The sequence below is a fragment of the Cognaticolwellia mytili genome, assembly GCF_002104475.1.
Classification (GTDB): domain Bacteria; phylum Pseudomonadota; class Gammaproteobacteria; order Enterobacterales; family Alteromonadaceae; genus Cognaticolwellia; species Cognaticolwellia mytili.
The window spans coordinates 812,448-833,073 of record NZ_NBOF01000001.1 but is presented as its reverse complement, the minus strand read 5'-3'; the positions used below and the strand labels follow the sequence as shown (position 1 = coordinate 833,073).

13 protein-coding genes, 1 tRNA gene and 1 pseudogene are annotated in these 20,626 nt (G+C 38.9%); 10 read left to right on the top strand and 5 right to left on the bottom strand.

Features of this window, described 5'->3' with window-relative positions; genetic code table 11:
- Nucleotides 1–12 precede the first annotated feature (12 nt).
- Together B7C41_RS03510 and B7C41_RS03505 are read right to left on the bottom strand one after the other, a co-directional pair.
- A complete protein-coding gene (locus tag B7C41_RS03510) occupies nt 13–1,983 on the bottom strand; it encodes a DEAD/DEAH box helicase (RefSeq protein WP_085297402.1) in 1,971 nt (656 codons plus the stop codon).
- A gap of 237 nt (nt 1,984–2,220) precedes the next feature.
- The gene (locus B7C41_RS03505) at nt 2,221–2,958 is read right to left on the bottom strand and encodes an AraC family transcriptional regulator (protein ID WP_085297401.1); all 738 of its coding nucleotides are present in this window, start codon (nt 2,956–2,958) and stop codon (nt 2,221–2,223) included.
- Between the two features lie 145 nt (nt 2,959–3,103).
- Here B7C41_RS03505 and B7C41_RS03500 point away from each other — a divergent pair, with 145 nt between their 5' ends.
- Genes B7C41_RS03500 through B7C41_RS03470 form a run of 7 tightly spaced genes read left to right on the top strand, consistent with a single transcriptional unit; the run spans nt 3,104 to nt 10,720 of the window.
- Nucleotides 3,104–4,285 (top strand): Gfo/Idh/MocA family protein, encoded by a 1,182-nt coding sequence (locus B7C41_RS03500; RefSeq protein WP_407919550.1) that lies wholly within the window; start codon nt 3,104–3,106, stop codon nt 4,283–4,285.
- 1 nt (nt 4,286) lies between these two features.
- Entirely contained in the window at nt 4,287–5,345 is a 1,059-nt protein-coding gene (locus tag B7C41_RS03495; protein WP_085297400.1) for a sugar phosphate isomerase/epimerase family protein, read from the top strand.
- A gap of 47 nt (nt 5,346–5,392) precedes the next feature.
- Nucleotides 5,393–6,628 carry an MFS transporter gene (locus B7C41_RS03490; RefSeq protein WP_085297399.1) on the top strand — a complete coding sequence of 412 codons (1,236 nt, stop codon included), beginning with the start codon at nt 5,393–5,395 and terminating at the stop codon, nt 6,626–6,628.
- Nucleotides 6,629–6,653: 25 nt separating this feature from the next.
- Nucleotides 6,654–7,511, top strand: coding sequence for a sugar phosphate isomerase/epimerase family protein (locus tag B7C41_RS03485; RefSeq protein WP_085297398.1), 858 nt, complete (start codon nt 6,654–6,656; stop codon nt 7,509–7,511).
- Nucleotides 7,512–7,533: 22 nt separating this feature from the next.
- Entirely contained in the window at nt 7,534–8,259 is a 726-nt protein-coding gene (locus B7C41_RS03480; RefSeq protein WP_085297397.1) for a 3-keto-disaccharide hydrolase, read from the top strand.
- Between the two features lie 14 nt (nt 8,260–8,273).
- Nucleotides 8,274–9,956, top strand: a complete 1,683-nt coding sequence (locus tag B7C41_RS03475; protein WP_085297396.1) for a GMC family oxidoreductase — start codon at nt 8,274–8,276, stop codon at nt 9,954–9,956.
- Nucleotides 9,957–9,958: 2 nt separating this feature from the next.
- Nucleotides 9,959–10,720: a gluconate 2-dehydrogenase subunit 3 family protein gene (locus B7C41_RS03470; protein WP_085297395.1), complete on the top strand. Its 762-nt coding sequence runs from the start codon at nt 9,959–9,961 to the stop codon at nt 10,718–10,720.
- 328 nt (nt 10,721–11,048) lie between these two features.
- On the opposite strand, the pseudogene B7C41_RS03465 reads toward B7C41_RS03470, so the two are convergent.
- Nucleotides 11,049–11,363 (bottom strand): annotated as a pseudogene (locus B7C41_RS03465) (DEAD/DEAH box helicase); the annotation flags it as partial.
- 273 nt (nt 11,364–11,636) lie between these two features.
- Between B7C41_RS03465 and B7C41_RS03460 the strand changes: the two are divergent.
- From B7C41_RS03460 to putA, 3 genes are all read left to right on the top strand, one after another.
- On the top strand, nt 11,637–12,116 hold the full coding sequence (locus B7C41_RS03460) for a hypothetical protein (RefSeq protein WP_085297393.1): 480 nt from the start codon (nt 11,637–11,639) through the stop codon (nt 12,114–12,116).
- 402 nt (nt 12,117–12,518) lie between these two features.
- On the top strand, nt 12,519–13,808 hold the full coding sequence (locus B7C41_RS03455) for a DEAD/DEAH box helicase (RefSeq protein ID WP_085297392.1): 1,290 nt from the start codon (nt 12,519–12,521) through the stop codon (nt 13,806–13,808).
- A 419-nt stretch (nt 13,809–14,227) separates the two neighbouring features.
- Nucleotides 14,228–18,052, top strand: coding sequence for a bifunctional proline dehydrogenase/L-glutamate gamma-semialdehyde dehydrogenase PutA (gene putA / locus B7C41_RS03450; protein ID WP_085297391.1), 3,825 nt, complete (start codon nt 14,228–14,230; stop codon nt 18,050–18,052).
- 107 nt (nt 18,053–18,159) lie between these two features.
- On the opposite strand, the gene B7C41_RS03445 is transcribed toward putA, so the two are convergent.
- Both B7C41_RS03445 and B7C41_RS03440 read right to left on the bottom strand, forming a co-directional pair.
- Nucleotides 18,160–20,178 (bottom strand): alpha/beta fold hydrolase, encoded by a 2,019-nt coding sequence (locus tag B7C41_RS03445; protein WP_085297390.1) that lies wholly within the window; start codon nt 20,176–20,178, stop codon nt 18,160–18,162.
- A gap of 276 nt (nt 20,179–20,454) precedes the next feature.
- A tRNA-Pro gene (locus B7C41_RS03440) sits at nt 20,455–20,531 on the bottom strand.
- Between the last annotated feature and the right edge of the window lie 95 nt (nt 20,532–20,626).

Below are 20,626 nucleotides of genomic sequence, written 5' to 3'. Positions count from 1 at the left end.
TAGCCATTAAATTTACTTAAGCTCATTGGCTTTTCGGTATTTACCTTGATAGTCAAAAAGTCTGTCTTTGATACGCCAGTAGAACTTTTGTTTTCTGGCAATAACAAAGTCAGGGCACGGCAATATGTTAGCTAACTTTAATGCTTGTTCAAGCGTAGTTACTTCAAACGATTCAGTAGCGCCCAATTGAACACTAATTTTAGCGCTGAGGCGTTTAGCAAAAATGGCATTGAACGCTTTAACTTGATTCGGCTTAGCGAAGTCAAAAGACTCGGTAAGCTCAGCGCCTTCCTCATCATGGTAAGTAATTTTTAACTTATCAGCGCCTTTATCAGCTCTCGCATCACCGAGATTATTACTGACCTTGCCATTCACTCTGGTTAAATTAAGACCAGCACAGCGAATAATTTTTGAATCTTTAAGTTTCAGTGCCTTTTTTAACATATCATCGGGGTCAACCAATACTTCAAGGCACTGTAAACAGTTACGAGCCGCTATGTCATTTTCACCACCGCAATGTGGACATTCTTTAAATACAAAACGATAGTCACATTGACGCTGGCTTTCTACTAAGTATGCTTGCTCTTCACTGCCAGCATCGACGAGGCCTTTGCATCGTCGGCCGTAGTGTTCCACTAAATAACCGGCATCGTCACAAATGCCCCAAAATATATTGGGAAATTCACAACTTGGGCAAACCACTTGCACCGGCTGACTTTTACTGTTCGGCTTTTTTTCACCAACTTCGGGATGATAGAGATCAAAATCATTACCGGTATAGTCAATTACTAAGCAATCTTTTTTGTTATCACTCAAACGTAAACCACGACCGATGATTTGTTGGTAGAGACTCACTGATTGTGTTGGACGTAATATGGCAATCATGTCGACATGGGGCGCATCAAACCCCGTGGTTAATACAGAAACATTTACCAGGTATTTAATGTCTTTACGCTTGAATGCTTTAATTAACTTATCGCGTTCAGTGTTGTCGGTAGCGCCGGTAATTAACGCACTCAGTTTGGCAGGTAAATAACTAAAGACTTCCTTTGCATGCTCAACGGTAGCGGCAAACACCATAATACCTTGGCGTTTATCGCCTAACTCAATGACTTGCTCAATAATGCTTTGCGTCACCCGGGGATTTTTGTTTAATAGGTGATTCATATCCGTAGGACTATATTCGCCAGAGGCGTTTGCTCGCAGACTACTAAAATCATAGTGCTCTATGGTGGCATCGACTAAATTGGGCTCGGTTAAATATTTACGTTTAATTAAGTTACCAATGGGGAGTTCATAAATACAGTGCTCAAAAGGTCGTTTTTCTTCACTTCGCATAAAACCACGATAATGTTTTTTATAAATCCAGCCCATGCCTAAACGATAAGGGGTTGCGGTTAAACCTAGTAATTTTACTTCAGGATTAACTTGCATCAGTTTTTCAATGATTTGTTGATACTGATTACTATTGGACTGCTTGCTTGCACTTTCTTGTGATTGCTCTTTATTTTCTTCTTTAGAGCCGTTTTGAGAACCGTTTTTGGATTCGACTTTAGTTTTATCTTTAGATTTTTCATTAGCTTGTTCATTAGACATGTCAGCGCTAGCTAAGTTAACTCTATGACATTCGTCAATAATAATTAAAGAGTAGGGCTCATTAAAGTCTTCTAGATTGCGGGCTGCCGATTGTATGCTGGCGAACGTGACTTGGTGCTGAGTTTCTTTAAGTTTTAATCCGGCAGAATAAATACCGGCGGTAACACCATAGGTTTCATATTTTTGATGATTTTGCTCGACCAATTCTTTCACATGGGTGAGTACCAGTATTTTTCGTTTTGCCAAGCGAGCAAGCTCGGCAATGACCAAACTTTTACCTGAGCCAGTAGGTAATACAATCACCGCAGATTCGTTGGTTTTTCGAAAGTGTTTCAGCACCGCAGAAACGGCTTCTTGTTGATAATCTCTAAGTTGAAAAACTGCCACGCAGTGCTGCCGCCTTATCGGGAACTAAAAACAGGCATAATAGCAAAATTGCGGATAAGTCCAAAATTTAAAACAAACTTTAGGCCTTCTATTTAGAGTTCAAATCGCTATTTCAATTCGATTTTTGATAAATTCGTTGTAAGGTTTAGTCTTTTTCAAAGATGCTCTCTATCCTAAAAAGTATTAATATTAACAAATAACTATTTTACAATTACCGAAGAAACATGGATAAAGTGCCTATAAATGAATATTGTTACGTCTGAAATCTGAAGGCAGTTCACCGAAGAATAAGCGGAACTGCTTACTGAAATAACTATGATCACTAAAGCCGGTTTCGTCACCAACTTGCGAGATAGGCATATTGGTTTCTATCAGTAGCTTTCGTGCGTTCTCAAGCCTTACTTCATTGATAAACTGTTTCGGTGTTTTAGCTAAGTATTTTTTGAAACGTCTTTCTAAAGCACTTACCGACAAATAGGCGACTTCAGCAAGTTCTTCAATCGTAAAAGGATGCTGAAAATTCTGTCGAATATAATCAACAGGTGCTTTTACTGCATCAACATTTGACAAAGCTTTGGCTTGTTTTTCTAAATGACGAGTAATGCCATAAGTACCAATAATATCGCCATTTTCATTGGTAATCGCGCGCTTTGATGTGGCATACCAAGCGGTATCTCCCGATTGAGTCATATTCATTTCTAATCGCTCAGTAACATTTTTACCCGCTAATACTTTCTCATCATCTCTGATAAATTGCTGTGCGATGTGGGCTGGGGAAAAATCATAATCTGTTTTACCTATAATCTTCTCTATGCCTTTAACACCTTTGTGCTCTATAAATGTCTGGTTTGCATGTATAAAATTATGTGAGTTATCTTTAATCCAAAAAAGCACATCAGGTAATAGATCAAACATGCGGATCAATTGTTCAACCCCCATCTGATTTACAAAACTATCAAAATTTTTATCGTTCATTTCAACTCTATTTTATATTTTTGCACTCGACTAAAAAATCAAACGCCGAATTTGTTGCATTAGAAACCGATTTATTAATAACACAGTTTTTAGATAAACCCCTATAGTATTTGTGAGTATTAATTTAAGTGTGTTGAGTTTCATGATGAAAAAAGTTCGTATGGGTATGGTTGGCGGTGGGAAAAACGCCTTTATTGGCGCGGTTCACCGTATTGCTGCGTTTATAGATGGTGAAATAGAATTGGTCTGTGGTGCGTTTAGTTCAGATGAAGCACGAAGTAAGTCTTCAGGCTTGTCGCTTTATTTGCCTGAGAATCGTTGTTATGCCAGCTATGATGAAATGTTCGAAACTGAAGCCTCATTACCCAAAACACAACGAATGGAGTTTGTCGTTATTGTTACGCCAAATTATCTGCATTTCCCTATTGCCAAAGCAGCAATAGAAAATGGTTTTCATGTGCTGAGTGACAAACCTGCTACGTTAAATTTACCTGAAGCTTTAGCGTTAGCAAGCTTAATTAAGCGCCATGAATGCCTTTACGGATTAACGCATACCTACAATGGTTATCCTCTAATCAAGCAAGCTAAGCACTTAATTGAAAAAGGCGATTTGGGCAATATTGTTAAAGTGGTTGTCGAATATAGCCAGGGCTGGTTGGCGTCAAAAAATGACGAACAAAGTAAGCAAGCTAGCTGGCGTTTAGACCCTGAAAAGTCAGGTGTTAGCTGTTGTATGGGCGATATAGGGGGGCATGCCGCTAATTTAGCCGAATATGTTTCTGGCTTACAAATAACTGATGTATGTGCTGACTTAACCTCAACTATAGTAGGGCGAACCTTAGACGATGATGGCACTGTTATGCTTAAATTATCTAATGGTGCTAAAGGCGTTTTATTAGCTAGCCAAATATCACTTGGCGATGAGAACAACTTAAAGCTTCGTATTTACGGTGATAAAAAAAGTATTGAATGGTCACAGCTTGAGCCTAATACGTTATGGCTGAAATCTAACACCGAAGCAACATTGCAAATTCGTGCGGGTGTCGGCGAAATGTGTATTGAGGCACAGCGGGCAATGCGCACACCAGCGGGACATCCTGAAGGTTACCTTGAAGCATTTGCCAATATCTATCAGAATTTTGTTGCTCAGATCAGAGCGCATAATAATGGTGAGCAAAGTGATAACGCTACTTTTGATGTACCTGGAATCGAGGAAGCTGTGCGTGGTATGGCATTTATTGAGAATGTCGTGATGGCGAGTCAATCAGATCTAAAGTGGCACCCTTTTGCTTTAGATCTAAATCAAAACCTTCCGGAGCAAAACTAAGATGACACAAATAAAAGGGCCCGGGATTTTTCTCGCACAATTTGTCCAAGACCAAGCACCGTTCAATAATTTAAATAATATTTGTCAGTGGGTGGCGAGTTTAGGTTACAAATCCGTACAGATCCCAACATGGGATAAACGATTATTTGATTTAACACTGGCCTATGAAAGCCAAACTTACTGTGAAGAAGTTCAAGGCGTTGTCAGTGAAGCTGGCCTTGAAATAAGTGAGTTATCAACGCATTTACAGGGGCAGTTAGTGGCTGTTCATCCGGCTTACGATAAGCAGTTTGACGGTTTTGCTGTTGATGAAGTAAAGAATAACCCACAAGCCAGAATGGAGTGGGCAATAGAACAAGTAGGTATGGCAGCAAAGGTCAGTGCTAATTTTGGTTTGAAAGCACATGCCACTTTCTCTGGAGCGTTACTTTGGCAAACTATTTACCCTTGGCCGCAACGCCCTCTAGGGCTAATAGAAGATGGTTTTGCTGAACTGGCAAAACGCTGGTTACCATTATTAGATAAATTTGAAGATGCGGGGGTTGATGTTTGTTACGAACTTCACCCGGGTGAAGACTTACATGACGGCGTGACGTTTGAACGCTTTCTTGAGGCTACTGGAAATCATCCACGGGCTAACATTTTATATGACCCTAGCCATTTTGTTTTACAACAACTTGATTACTTAGCTTTTATTGATATTTATCATGAGCGCATTAAAGCTTTTCATGTTAAAGACGCTGAATTTAGGCCTAATGGACGCAGTGGTGTGTATGGCGGGTATCAAGATTGGCAAAACCGACCTGGACGTTTTCGTTCTTTAGGCGATGGTCAAATAGACTTTAAGCAAATTTTTAGTAAGTTGACGCAGTATGGTTTTGACGGGTGGGCGGTGCTTGAATGGGAGTGCTGCTTGAAACACTCTGATGATGGTGCAAAAGAAGGAGCTCCCTTTATTACCAACCATTTAATTAGAACACCAGAACATGCTTTTGATGACTTTGTTTCAAGTGATGAAAACCCTTTATTGAACCGTAAAATTTTAGGACTTGAGCTTTAAGGTTGATAAAACTAGAAGCGCTTAAATGGAAACAGGAACAGGAAATTATGACAGCAGAAATCAATAAAAATAGGCTGTTTATTGCTAGCTGTTTAGCATTAACAGTAACGGCAATGACTTTTGCAATTAGAGCCGGAATTTTAGGGCAACTGAGCCAAAATTTTGCTTTATCGGATACCGAGTTGGGTTGGATAAATGCTATGGCATTTTTAGGTTTCCCCATTGCTACTATGTTTGGAGGCTTACTTTATAATTTTTTAGGTGCTAAAAAATTAGTCCTTATTGCCTTTGTTGGTCATATTATTGGTTTGCTCTTAACCATGTCTGCTGAGGGCTTTTGGACATTACTCATTTCCAGCTTTTTTATTGGTTTTGCCAATGGTGCAGTCGAGGCGGGGTGTAACCCGTTAATTACCGATATGTATCATAAAAACAAAACAACCATGCTTAATCGTTTTCATGTCTGGTTTCCAGGTGGCATTGTCATCGGAGCGTTAATTTCTAAAACCATGACTGATATGAGTTTTGGTTGGCAAGCACAAATCGCCATTATGCTTATTCCAACAGTAATTTATGGTTATTTAATTCTGAGTCAGAAATTCCCGATAAGTGAAAATGTTGAAACCTCAACAGGTACAAATATTAAAGCACTTTTCTCGCCGTTATTTTTATTTATGGCCTTTTGTATGACCTTAACAGCAACAAGTGAATTAGGTACACAACAATGGATTGAACGTATTCTTGGCGCATCTGGTGCTTCACCAATGCTAATAATGGCAATGATCACAGGTGTTATGGCAGTAGGACGATATTTTGCAGGGCCAATAATCACTAAGTTTAATCCTGCTGGCGTACTGCTTTATTCTGCCATTGTTACCACTTTAGGTATTTATTCGATGAGTATAGCGACTGGTAATATGGTCTATGTTTCAGCTTTATTATTTGCGCTTGGTGTTACTTATTTTTGGCCAACTATGATTGGCTTTGTTGCTGAAAATATTCCGCAATCGGGTGCATTAGGCATGTCGATGTTAGGCGGAGCAGGGATGTTTGCCGTGAGTATGTGGAACCCAGTTGTTGGTGGCTGGATTGATAACGCACGCCAACAAGCATTAGCGGTAAATAGTACCCCTGAAGTAGCTGAGCTCGCGGCAGGTCAAGCGACATTGGCGAATTTGAGTCTGTTTCCATTGGTACTTGTTTTTGCTTTTATTGGACTTGTTCTATTTATGAGAAAACAACGTTTACAGCAAAGTGCGGCTGTATGGCACCAAATAAAATAATAAAAATCTAACGAAGAGCTCAACTATGAAAATATTCACCATATTAATGTCGGCATTATTAGCCTTTTCACCGATATGTTTTTCTAAAAACATCGTACAGAACAAATTATTAATGCCTAAAATAAGTGTGCAACTTTGGTCGTTAAAAGACGATGTAAAAGCTGACTTTAAAGGCACATTAAAGCAATTGGCAGGGATGGGGTTTTCTGGGGTTGAGTTTGCAAATGAATTCGGAGAGTTTTCGGGTGATCCTCAACGCATAAAAGCAGTACTCGATACCTTTGGTCTAGAGGGCAGCGGTGCTCACCTTTCATTTGAGCAGCTAAACGAAGATAACTTTGCTGAAACCGTCAAATTTTATCAAATACTCGGTGTCGATATACTTATTGTTCCTTGGGACGAACGTGCTTGGCACCCTCAAGGCATAAAAGATGTTGTTACTCTACTTAACAAACTGTCTAAAAGGCTGGCGCCGTTGAACATGAAAGTTGGGTTTCATAACCACCAACATGAATTTAATGCTTATAAAGGTTCTACCTATTGGGATTATTTAGCTAAAAATACAGTTAAAGACGTTATTCTCCAACAAGATGTGGGTTGGACAACCTTCGCAGGGAAAGACCCTGTTGATTATGTAAAACGTTATCCACAAAGAACGCTAACTACTCATTATAAAGCTTTATACCCAGAAGATACCCAAGGTAAGTTGCCGATTATTGGTCAAGATACGATTGATTGGTTAACGTTATCAAAAACAAATATTACTGTTGGTGGCACACTTTGGTTTGTTATCGAACAAGAAGAATACCCTAATGATTTAACGCCATTACAGGCAGTAGAACAATCAAAAATCGGTTTAGATAGCATTCTTAAACAACTTTAATTTACTTTAAAAGAGTCAATAAATGAATAAATTAACCTTTTCGAAAAAGTCAGTATTTAGTGTTATTAAAACAAGTTTTCTGTTGTTTTTTATTAGCACACCCATATTAGCTTCTGCCCATGATAATACGCTGACTAAAGAAGAAAAGTCTCAAGGTTGGCAGTTACTCTTTAATGGTAAAGATATGTCGCAATGGCGTAACTTCAAAAAAGAAACAATTAGTAATAAGTGGCAAGTGCAACAAGGCGAAATGAGGCTTAGCGAGAAAGGTGCTGGCGACATTCTAACTAAAGAAAAGTATGAAAATTTTGATTTTACCTTAGATTGGAAAATATCAATAGCGGGTAATAGCGGTATTTTTATTATGGCTGACGAAAGCGGAAGCCAAATATATTCCCATGCCGTAGAAGTGCAAATTCTTGATAATGAACGCCATAGCGATAACAAACTCGCTTCTCATTTGTCAGGTTCTATTTATGACATTACCGCATCGCCTGTGAAGTCTCATAAGCCTGCGGGTGAATGGAATACTGTACGTATTCGTATGTTTAATAAATCACTTAAAGTTTGGCAAAACGATGTACTCACTGCCGATGTTGTTGTCGGTAGTGAAAAGTGGCAGCAACTTGTTGCAAAAAGTAAATTTAAAAATTGGCAAGGCTTTGCCTTAACAGACGTAGGTCATATTGGTTTGCAAGACCATAACGATACAGTTGCTTTCAAAAATATAAAAATAAAAACGTTATAGCGTAGGGATAAACAATGAAAGATTTTTATTATGAAGTAGTGGTCGTTGGCTCTGGAGCTGGCGGCGCAATGGCTGCATATACGTTAGCCAAAGCAGGTCATAAAGTTTTAATGTTAGAAGCAGGTCGAGACTATGACCCTAAAACTGAAACGCCGATGTTTAAAACAAATGCTCAAGCACCATTAATGGGCGCAGGCAATGTTGATAAAGACTTCGGTTTTTATGACGCCACGGTTGATGGCGGCTGGACAGTGCCTAATGAGCCTTATACCACCGGTGAAAATTCAGATTTTATGTGGTGGCGCGCACGCATGTTAGGCGGACGAACTAACCATTGGGGAAGATATTCATTACGTTTTAGTGAACATGACTTTAAAGGAAAAACTCGAGACGGTTTAGGTGCCGATTGGCCATTTGAATACGAAGAGTTAGCGCCTTGGTACGATAAAACAGAAACACTTGTGGGGATTTGTGGCACCAATACCGGTTTAGACGATATGCCTGATTCTGCAGAAGGCGTTTTACAACCGCCACCCAAAGCGCGTGTCCCAGAACTTTTAGTCGCAGCTGCAGCTAAAAAATTAGGCATTGCCACCGCGCCAATGCACAGGGCCGTTTTAACTAGACCTAAAGATAACAGGCAGGCATGTTTTTATGCGACACCTTGTGGTCATGGTTGTTCAATTGGTGCAGCTTTTCAAACGACTACGTCATTACTGCCCATGGCAAAGGCGACCGGTAATTTAAAAATTATTACTGATGCTATGGTTCGAATGGTCGATGTTGATGAAAATGGTCAAGCTAACGCGTTAACTTACGTCGATAAAAAAACGGGCAAGGATATTAAGCTAGCGGCCAAAGTTATTATTTTAGCGGCAAGTGCATGTGAATCAGCAAGATTATTATTGAACTCTAAAAATGCTCATCATCCAAATGGTTTAGCTAATTCTAGCGGTCAAGTCGGCAGGAACTTAATGGACTCAACCGGCACAGGTGTTGGGGCTCATATTCCTGCGCTTGAAGGTCGTCCTATTTATAATGAAGACGGACATACTGCAAACCACTTATTTATTCCTTGGTGGGGACATAAACAACACGCTAAAGGTGAACTCGATTTTCCTCGTGGTTATCACTTTGAAATAGGCAGTGGTTTTAGAGCTCCAGGCTCTGGTGTTAGTGGTAACTTGCAAGGTTATGGTAAAGAGCTTAAAGACCAAGCCAAGCAATATTATGGCGCTGGCGTCTATTTAGCACTGCGTGGTGAAATGCTACCTAATGAACATTGTTATATGGAAATTGACGACAAGGTCACTGATAAATGGGGCATACCCGTTGCTAAGTTTCATTGGAAGTGGGCTGATCACGAACTTAAACAAGTCGAACATGGCTTAAAAACCGCAAGAAAGATATTGGAAACCATGGGAGCAACTTTTACCAGTCCTTTGCCGAGTGCAGATAAAGCTATTTTAAAAGGTGGCCAAATTATTCATGAAGTGGGTAGTACTCGCATGGGCGAGTCGCCTAAAGATTCGGTTACTAACCAATATGGCCAAACATGGGATTGTAAAAATGTCTTTGTGATGGACGCGGGTGTTTTTGCTTCTAATCCTCATAAGAATTGCACCCTTACTATTATGACGTTAGCCATGAGAAATGCTTCTTGGCTAGCAACTCAACTCAGTAAAGGAGCACTGTAATCATGGCTAAGATAATTAAAGAAAAGAATGATGTTCAATACAAATCTACGATTACTCGCCGTGAGTCATTAAAATGGTTAGGTATTTTATCTGCTAGTGCGTTATTACCTTCTCTGGTCGGTTGTGAAGATAGTGATAGTACGAGCACGATAGCTAATGCGGTAGGTGATTCAATAAAAGGTCACTGGCCTGATTTAACGTTGCCGCCGATAACGGTGAAAGGTTATGGTAAAGATCCCAGTATGATCATTCCGCCTAAATCACCTTGGCCTAAAACATTAACGGCCGAACAACTCACCTTAGTTGCGGTACTTGCTGATATTTTAGTCCCTCGAGAGGGTGATGTACCTTCAGCAACTGAAGTTAATGTTCCCGATGTGATTGATGAATGGGCTAGTGCGCCTTATGAAAGGCAGCAAGGTGATCGTTTAACCATATTGTCTACTTTGGTTTGGCTTAATGATGAAGCCCAGTTAAGGTTTACTCAAACTTTTGTTGCGTTGTCACCTATAGAACAACTCAACATAGTGGATGATATCGCTTATCAAAAAGATGATTTAGCTGAAGAGTTTATCCGAATTGCTCGAGCATTTAGTCGATTTAGAAAGTTGGTTTTAGCTGCTTTCTTTTGTACTCCAGAAGGTACTAAAGATTTGGGTTACTTGGGGAATGTCCCTATTGCAGGTGATTACCCTGGTCCTACCGATGAAGCGATGGTTCATCTAAATCAAACGTTAGAGCAATTGGGTTTAACACAGGCTTAACTTTGAAATGAATTTAAGTTGAATATATCTAGTTAGTATTTATTAATTATAAATAGATAGTGCGAGCTATTCAGTTATAGTCATTGTTATGTCCATACTAATTGTAGTGGTTAAGCTAAATTGGCCACTATTTTTTGTGTTTATATGCTGCTTTGGGGCGTTACCAAGATAGAATGTTTATTCTAAAACTAGTAAGTAGCCATTAATAATTTTCCGAATATTGTTAACCTTTATTGTGATTATATTGACTTGTATGAGAGTTCTTTATTTGGAATGTAAGAACTAACTAATTGATTATTATCGCTTAGGTGTAGATTTTGAAACTGGCGTTGGCCTTTAGAAGAAGTTTGCCAACGATGGCAAATACTCTATCATTTAACTGTTTTAGTTTTAATCCTGCAGAATAAATACCGGCGCTAACGCCATAGGTTTCATATTTTTGATGATTTTGCTCGACCAATTCTTTCACATGGGTGAGTACCAGTATTTTTCGTTTTGCCAAGCGAGCAAGCTCGGCAATGACCAAACTTTTACCTGAGCCGGTAGGTAATACAATTACCGCAGATTCGTCGGTTTTTCGAAAGTGTTTCAGCACTGAAGAAACGGCTTCTTGTTGATAATCTCTAAGTTGAAAAGCTGCCACGCAGTGCTGCTACCTTATAGGGAAAGCGGTCATAATAACAATGTTAGGGCTTTTTTGCTTTTCAAAATTTAAATTTTTATATCAATACAGTATTGATTTTGTTTCATGATGGCCTTCAACTTAGGCCGCTTTAGTAGATGTTTGATGAGTATCTAGACAAACAAAAATGTGTTACGTTTCATCATGCTATCCCGTTATTAGGCCCCATTTCGTCTATATGACTAAATCAAAACACCTAATATAACTATTTTTAACTTTAAAAGGATAATTAAAGTGTTACACAGCCTTGAATCAGAACAAGTAAATACAAAGTTTTCAATCACGTTAAATAAGCTTGTTCTATTGGTTTGTTTATTTGTGGTTGCCTATTTTGTCTATGGAAAATATGCATTTTATAAGGTAGAGCAAGCAGAAGCTTCCATTTTGATTTTGACCCCCAAAGTGAATGATATTTACTTTTTAGACATGAGGCTAATCGGTGATGTACTCAAAAGTAAGCATAAATATAGATTAGCTAAGGTAGTCAATGTTACTGATGATACTGTGGCGATAGTTTATGGAAGGGTTACCTACCAATGGCAAAATGCTGTGGTAAATAGTATTAAATTTGATGATGTGAATAACTATGATTATTTCAAATTGATACCTGATTACCTATCTTTTAGTAAAATTAAGGAAATGCGAAATAATGAAGCTATTTACTTAGTTAAACGACCGATTAAAAATAAAATCTACGGCGGCTTTGTTAACTAAAATCCAATCGGCTTTGTATTCTAGTAAAGCGCTATGTCAGGCTACTTGATATTTATGCAAACTATTCATCAACAAAAAGGACTTTTATGAAGGAATCTATTAACGAGTTAAAGAGTGAGTTTAAAGCTAAACTCCTATTTTGGAAGAATATTCAAAGTATGAAAGTTAAAATAGCGCTGTTATTTTTGTTTATATCTTTAATCGCACTTAAACTTTTTACTACAGTCTTAACTTTTGACTGGCTAGTAGGCTTATTTAATTAATTTGATGCGCTAGGTTAACTCTGAAATTGCATCTTCGAAGGGAAGGGGTATAAAAGCTTTTGTCGATTTTACTAACTTAACACAGCATAAATACGGTAAAATACTCAGCCATAATTTTAGCTTTGAGCTCTTTATATTAATGACCACTGTCACAACACCTGCAAGCTTTACAGAACTTGGCCTAATTCCTCCTTTATTAGCACGATTAGCTGAGCTGGAATATCAGCAGCCAACGCCGATTCAAGCGCAAGCTATTCCAAGCGTTATCGCTGGGCGTGACTTAATTGCTGGAGCAAATACGGGGTCAGGTAAAACGGCAACATTTGCGCTGCCTTTATTGCAGCAATTACATACTGAAAAGTCATCAGGTAATAGTGTTAGCAAAGGTAACTATGTTACTGGCTTGGTTTTGGTACCAACTCGTGAACTGGCTAAACAAGTTGCCGACAGTATTAAATCTTATGCTGTGCATTTTAATGGTGCAATTAAAACACTTGCAGTTTTTGGTGGAGTATCAGCAAATACACAAATGCTAGCATTACGTGGTGGCACTGATATTTTGGTGGCGACGCCAGGTCGACTGCTTGATTTGATTTCAAGCAATGCGATTAAGCTTGATAAAGTGAACACATTAGTACTCGATGAAGCTGACAGAATGTTAAGTTTAGGCTTTACTGAAGAGCTATCACAGCTGCTAGCATTAACGCCAAAGAAAAAACAAACCTTACTGTTTTCTGCAACTTTTCCAGAGCAAGTAAAAGCCTTAACGCAAGAATTACTCAATAACCCGATTGAAATACAATTACAAAGTAGCGACACCAGTACCTTAGTGCAGCGAGTTTTTACCGTTAATAAAGGTGAGAAAACCGCATTGTTAGCTTTTTTGATTAAACAACATCAATGGCGACAAGTACTTATTTTTGTTAATGCTAAAAATAGCTGTGAGCATTTAGCAGCTAAGCTTTCTAAACGTGGAATTACTGCAGAAGTATTTCATGGTGATAAAGGCCAAGGCGCTCGTAGCCGAGTTCTTGAAGAGTTTAAAGCCGGCGAAATTGATGTGTTAATTGCCACTGACATTGCGGCCCGTGGTCTTGATATTGAAAAGTTACCTGTTGTGATTAATTTTGACTTACCAAGAAGCCCGTCAGACTACATGCATCGAATTGGCCGAAGTGGCCGTGCTGGTGAAGTTGGCTTGGCATTATCGTTAATTGATTATGAAGACTATCATCATTTTAGTGTTATCGAAAAGAAGAACAAAATTCGCTTAGAACGAGAGCAAATAGAAGGCTTTGAAGTTGATGATAGTATCAGTGAAGAATACTTAGCCGCAACTAAGCCAATGGCAAAACCTGAGGGCAGCGGTAAGAAAAAGCGTAAAAACAAAACCTCAGTCAATGCAGATATTTGGTTGCAAAACTCTTAGTCAGCATAATTAGCAGCTACAAACATAGCAAAGTAGAGTCACGAATAGCTGTTGACTCTGTTTTGCTATGAAATTTTTACCAAATTCCACACACCAAACTTCAAATAACTTTCCTAAATAACCCGCTATTATTACAGCATCGTATCCATAATCCGCATCCATTTAGCTTACCTAGTGTATAAAAATGGCCTGTTAGACTTTGTTACTAATGTAATTAAACGGTAAATAAATCTACGTTAATTGTATGAAAGTCAGCTTGTCGTGAATAATATGTTGTCTTGAAGCAATATATTCTGTTTAAAGGCAATATTTAAGTAGGACATTCTGTAGCGTTTGAATTAATATGCGCGAATAATTTTTATTGTAATTAACTTTGAATGGTTTTGAATACTATTTCATCTTATTTTTAGGGCAAGCACATGCTTTTTAATGGTTCTTTTATTACTGACTGTCCAATTCGTCAGAAAATTCGTGAATTTTATCGTATTGATGAGAATATAGCCGTAGATCATATTCTCCCTTTAGCAGAAGTTAATGTTAGTGCCAGGAGTAGGGCTTGGGAAAGAGCTCGAAAAATGGTATTACAAATTCGTCAAGACCAAGCCGGTAACGGCGCAATAGATGCTTTATTAAAAGAATACTCGCTTTCAAGTGAAGAAGGTGTGGTATTAATGTGTTTGGCCGAAGCTTTACTACGCGTGCCAGATAAACATACCCAAGATGCGTTAATTCGCGACAAAATATCTCAAGGCCAGTGGAGCACTCATTTAGGTGGCAGCGATTCATTATTCGTTAATGCTTCTTCGTGGGGACTTCTAATTACTGGCTCTATGGTAAATTATGCCGACAATCGCAAGCAAGATAGCTTCGGGTTATTAAAAAGAACTATCGGGCGTTTAGGTGAACCCGTTATTCGTAAATCAATGAACTATGCCATGAAAATTATGGGGCAGCAGTTTGTTATGGGCGAAACTATTACCGCTGCAACCGAACGTGCCGCCACGAAAGAGCAACAAGGTTATGTTTATTCTTACGACATGCTTGGTGAAGGTGCTCGTACCATGGCTGATGCTGAGCGCTATTTAAAATCTTACCAAGATGCCATTGTTACTATTGGTAATGCAGCTGTTGTTTCAGGTAAAAACGATCCACGTAAAGTACCGGGTATTTCAGTAAAACTTTCGGCTATTCATCCTCGGTATGAATTTACTCACAAAGAACGTGTAATGGCTGAAATAGTGCCAAAACTTAAAGCACTTTGTTTGCAAGCAAAACACTATAATATTGGTTTAACGGTTGATGCAGAAGAGTCTGAGCGATTAGACATTTCGCTTGATGTTATTGAAGCGGTATTTAGTGATAGCGAACTAGCAGGTTGGAATGGTTTTGGTATTGCGTTACAAGCTTACCAAAAACGTGCTATTTTTGTTGTTGATTGGTTACGTGAATTAACCGTTCGTGTCGACCGAAAAATGATGGTTCGCTTAGTAAAAGGCGCATATTGGGATAGTGAAATTAAAAATGCCCAAAAAGACGGCCATCAGCATTTTCCTGTTTTTACGCGTAAGTCATCAACTGATGTTTCTTACCATGCCTGTGCGAATAAATTATTAGATTACAGAGATACTATTTATCCGCAATTTGCTACCCATAATGCTTATACGGCGGCAACTATTGTAGAGCTTGCGGGTGATGATAAAGAAGGTTTTGAATTCCAGTGTCTACACGGCATGGGTGACTCTTTGTACGATCAAATTGTTAGCAATGAACGGATTCAATGTCGTATATACGCGCCCGTTGGCCAACATGAAGACTTATTAGCATATTTAGTCCGTCGTTTATTAGAAAATGGCGCTAACTCTTCTTTTGTTAATGCTATTGTTGATGAATCTCAGCCAGTTGAATCTTTACTTGAAGACCCAGTTGAGAAAACGCAGCGTTTAAAAGATAAGTACAACAAGCAAATAACCAAACCTATCGCCTTATATTATGGCGAAGATGGTGCTGACCGCGATAACTCTAAAGGTTTAGATTTAACCGATATTAATGCTATTACTCCGTTAAAAGCATCATTAGATAACTGGTTTGTTGATAACTTACTGAATAAGAATGAATTGCCAGAGGGTACTAGCGCCGTTAAGAACCCAGCCAATCATAGTGAAATTATCGGCTTTCATAAGCATCACGATAAAGACGACATGCTTGCGATGATAGATACCGCAGAAACGGCATTTGCCACTTGGTCGAAAACACCGGTATCTGATCGCGCTGATTTATTATGCCGTGTTGCTGATATTCTTGAGCGTCATACTGACGAACTTATTGCGTTATGTATTAAGGAAGCGGGAAAAATTGCTCAAGATGGCGTTGATGAAGTACGTGAAGCAGTTGATTTTTGTCGTTATTATGCCCAGCGCGCTATTGAATTAGCAGAAGACGAACGTGTAGAAGCTCGTGGTGTAGTGTTATGTATTAGCCCTTGGAATTTCCCATTAGCGATATTTTTAGGACAAGTTGCTGCTGCTATTGCAACGGGTAATACCGTACTAGCCAAACCTGCTGAGCAAACTAGTTTAATCGCTTTACGCACCATTGAATTAATGAAATCTGTTGGTTTACCTGAAGGCGTTGTGCAAGCAGTTATTGCTAGAGGTAGCCAAGTAGGTAGTGTGATCATTCCTGATGAGCGTATTCAAACAGTAATGTTTACCGGCTCTACTGAAACAGGTACGGTAATTTCGCAGACCTTGGCTGAACGTGGCGGTGACCAAGTGCCATTGATTGCGGAAACCGGTGGTCAAAACTGTATGATAGTTGACTCTACCGCTTTGCCTGAGCAAGTAGTTGATGATGTTATTTCTTCAGGTTTTCAATCAGCAGGTCAACGTTGTTCTGCATTACGGGTATTGTTTTTACAAGAAGATATCGCTGATAATGTTATTACCATGCTTAAAGGTGCATTAGCAGAATTACATGTTGGCAACCCTGCAAAATTAAGTACTGATGTAGGTCCGGTTATTGATCAAAAGGCGTTAGATGCACTTAATGCTCATAGCGAGTATATGAAAACCAATGGCCAACTCTTGTATCAATGTAATATCTCAGAGGAAGTAGCAGACAATGAACACTTTTTCTTCGCGCCGAGGTTATATGAAATTAGTGATATCAGCGTACTAAAACAAGAAGTTTTTGGCCCTTGTGTTCATGTAGTACGTTTTAAAGGCAGTGACATAGAGCAAGTGGTTGATAAAATTAATGGTACTGGTTTTGGTTTAACCATGGGTATTCATACCCGTATTGAACACCGTGCTTTTGACTTAGCCAAGCTTTCACGCGCAGGTAATGTTTATATCAATCGTAATATGATTGGCGCAATTGTTGGCGTACAACCTTTTGGTGGTCGTGGCCTTTCGGGTACAGGCCCTAAAGCGGGTGGTCCGAACTATTTAACACGATTAGTTAAAGAAAAAGCCACACCAGATGCTGAGCAATTTAACTTGCAACCATCGCATTTAAAAGCCTTAGTTTGTGATGAAAAATCACGAGCTGAAGCAATAACGGTGATGGAAAACGCCAGTAATGCTGAGAAAAACTGGCGTTTAACAGATTTAAATACCCGTATTTCTAGTGTGCGTCAGTTGTTAGCAAAAATTGCTCACGTTGATATTGTTGACGACTTAGCTGATGATTTAACGCTGACGTTAACAGCAGCGCGTTCGCAATTAATCGATATTGAAAAACGTTTGAAAAAGCCGAAAGTATTACCAGGGCCAACAGGTGAATCTAATATTATTTATCTGGAAAACCGTGGTAATGTTATCTGTTTCGTTGATAAAAATTCGACCTTTCACTTTTGGGTACTTTCAATTGTTACCGCACTAGCAACAGGTAATACCGTTGTCACCGTGGTTTCTGATTTGTTTTATGATGAAGCATTAGCCTTTAGAGATAAGTTTATTGCTACAGGTGAAGATAAAAACGTTTTCCAAGTAGCAAGACTGCGCCATTTATCAACAATGTTAGCTCACCCAACGTTATCGGGTGTGGTTGTTGATAGTCAGTGTGATCGTAAGCATTATATTAGTGAAGAATTAGCCCAACGAAAAGGTGCTATTTTACCGGTGATAAGCTCAGAATATATGGATAATTTAATTCAACGCTTAATAACCGAAAAAACCATTAGTATTGATACTACGGCATCGGGCGGTAACACGTCATTGATGACTTTAGTGGAAGAAGACTAACGGCTTAATTGACGTTAACATTTAAAAAGCCGAGCATCGCAAGATACTCGGCTTTTTAGTAAAAGACTTAGTGGTTTGTTTCTAACCTATAAGCTATCACTATGTGTCTAGTCCGTTAAAATATTATACTGAACGATTTCTTCAGCTGTCATCCAGTGGATACTGTCAGCAGGTGCTGCTTCTAAGGTATACCAATAAAAATCAGTAGGAATGCCGATAACCCTATAATAATCTAGGTATTTAACATGCTCTTGATGATCTCTTGGATAATCAAGCGCAGCTTTTCCGCTACCGTCACTCCATGAATGAACGCCTAATCTAGCACCTGTATCAATTGTACGTTTAGTACCAGCTAAAAACATATCGGTACCGCCAGAAGCGACCATGCCGTCGGCAGGGATATGCGTGGCAATACCGCGATTTCTGATTTCTAACGACGCTTTCAAATTAATGTCATCATCCATAGACCCTGGAACATTTTGCATCACAATCGTTTTAATTTGTGGGTATTTAGTTAAAAATTCTCGCATTACATCTAAAGTATCTGAGCCAATAACACCATTCATATAAACAGTATCCGCACTGTCATCATTATCTTTAAAAGTGAAATTCGCAGATGCTTCTTGATCATCATTGGCATAAATTAATTTAGGAATAGCGGCTACACAACTGCTATCAACTGATTGACTAGGCGAAGTTAAAAATTCATCAGCTAAACTCTCAAAACATTCAGAGCCTGTGAATAACTGCCCGTGTCCACCTTGTGGATTAGTGATGTTTTGTGAGTTAGGCATGTTTTTAGCCACTAATGCTCCCCAAGATGCAGGTGTTTGTGTATCTTGCAAGCCATTAAGAATTAATACAGGCAAGCTGCTACTAACGGCTTGTGTTTCAATATCGTTTGCGGCACCAACATTCCACGCTTTACATGAAGCGGCATCAAAGCCCATGTGGAACATCCCATTGACAGCGAGTTGTGTACTGGCTGACCAACCTTCACTGTTATCGCCAACTAAATCGGTAACGTTAAGAAATGGATATTCTTCTGCACAGACCGTTGATAAACCCATAGCAACGTAAAATTGATCTTCTTCTTGCTCATCACTTTGTTCTTGCTCGTCACTTTGTTCAGACATTAAATCATCTAAGGCAGATGCATATTTACTGATGTCCTCATTAACGGCTACTAAGTAATTGATGATCACAGGCTCTGCAGAAAGGTTGAGTAAGTTTTGGATGAACACTCGACTTTCTTCGATCATATTTTCATTATGCATACGAGCGATAATATCTTCTATAGTCGTTTTGAAATCATCAGCAGGGCAGCTATCTGTATTGTTACAATTCTCAATTATTTGATTTAGCTGTTCATAGTTCGCCCATGGTGTATCTGAAATACCATTTACTTCTATTGGAAACACACCATCTAAAATAACACTACGTACACCCGTGCTATTTTCGCGCATGATAGTTGCGGCTAAACGTGTGCCATAAGATATACCATATAAATTCCACTCAGATATGGCTAGTGCTTCTCTTAACTTAATAATATCTAGGGCATTATGTACACTATGATAGGCATTTAAATCAACGCCTGAACTTTCTAATCGAGTTTTACATGCGGCCACTTGCGCAGGCGTACCAGCTTCACCAGTATATTCAGTGCAAAGCAGTGCCGGTTTAGAATAGCCTGTACCACGTTGATCTACTAAAAATACATCTCTTTCATTAATAAAAGTACCTGACTCAATAATTTGAGCAATGCTTGAATTTCCGCTGCCACCAGGACCACCCTGAAGGAAAACAATTGGATCCAATTTTTTATTTGCCGACGTAGAAGCTAATTTTATTACTGCTATTTCAATATTTTTCGTTGAAGCAGGTTGGTCGTATATAGCATGCTTTTCTGGCACAGTAAGAAAACCACAACTCGAGCCTGCAGTTAATAAGGCTAACTGAGATGAAGAAAGCATGCTGTTACATTCGATTGATTTATACGCACTAGTGGGCGGAACAACCGGTGGTGTAATCGTAGGTTCTTTTTTTGAACTAGAGCTGCCACATGCTGTAAGGATACTTACGGCCATTATTGCTGAAACGATAAGTGCTGGGTTTCTTTGTACCATTGAACTTTCCCTTTGTTTTAATTCATTCATAAACTTGGGGGGCATTCTACTGTTGGTTATAGTTCAAATCTGCGGCTTTAGTTTTTATAAAGTGTTAGTTTTGTATTGAGGAGTGTGAGATTTTGTAAATACTGTTATTTGAACGTACTATGATAGAAATTTATGACTTGTTTATTCAAATAGATACTTTGCTTAGCTGTATGAAAGTAAGACACAAAAAAACCACTTGAACAATTATTGAGTTGTTACTAAGTGGCTAATTTATAATGCTTAATTTGGTCGGAGTAGCAAGATTCGAACTTGCGACCTCACGTCCCCCAGACGCACGCGCTACCAAGCTGCGCTATACCCCGAAACATAAGTTTAATGGGGATAAAACTTATGTTAGATATACTAATGATTTATCAACTGAATGCAATAAAATGCAGTTAAAAAACCATTTTATTGC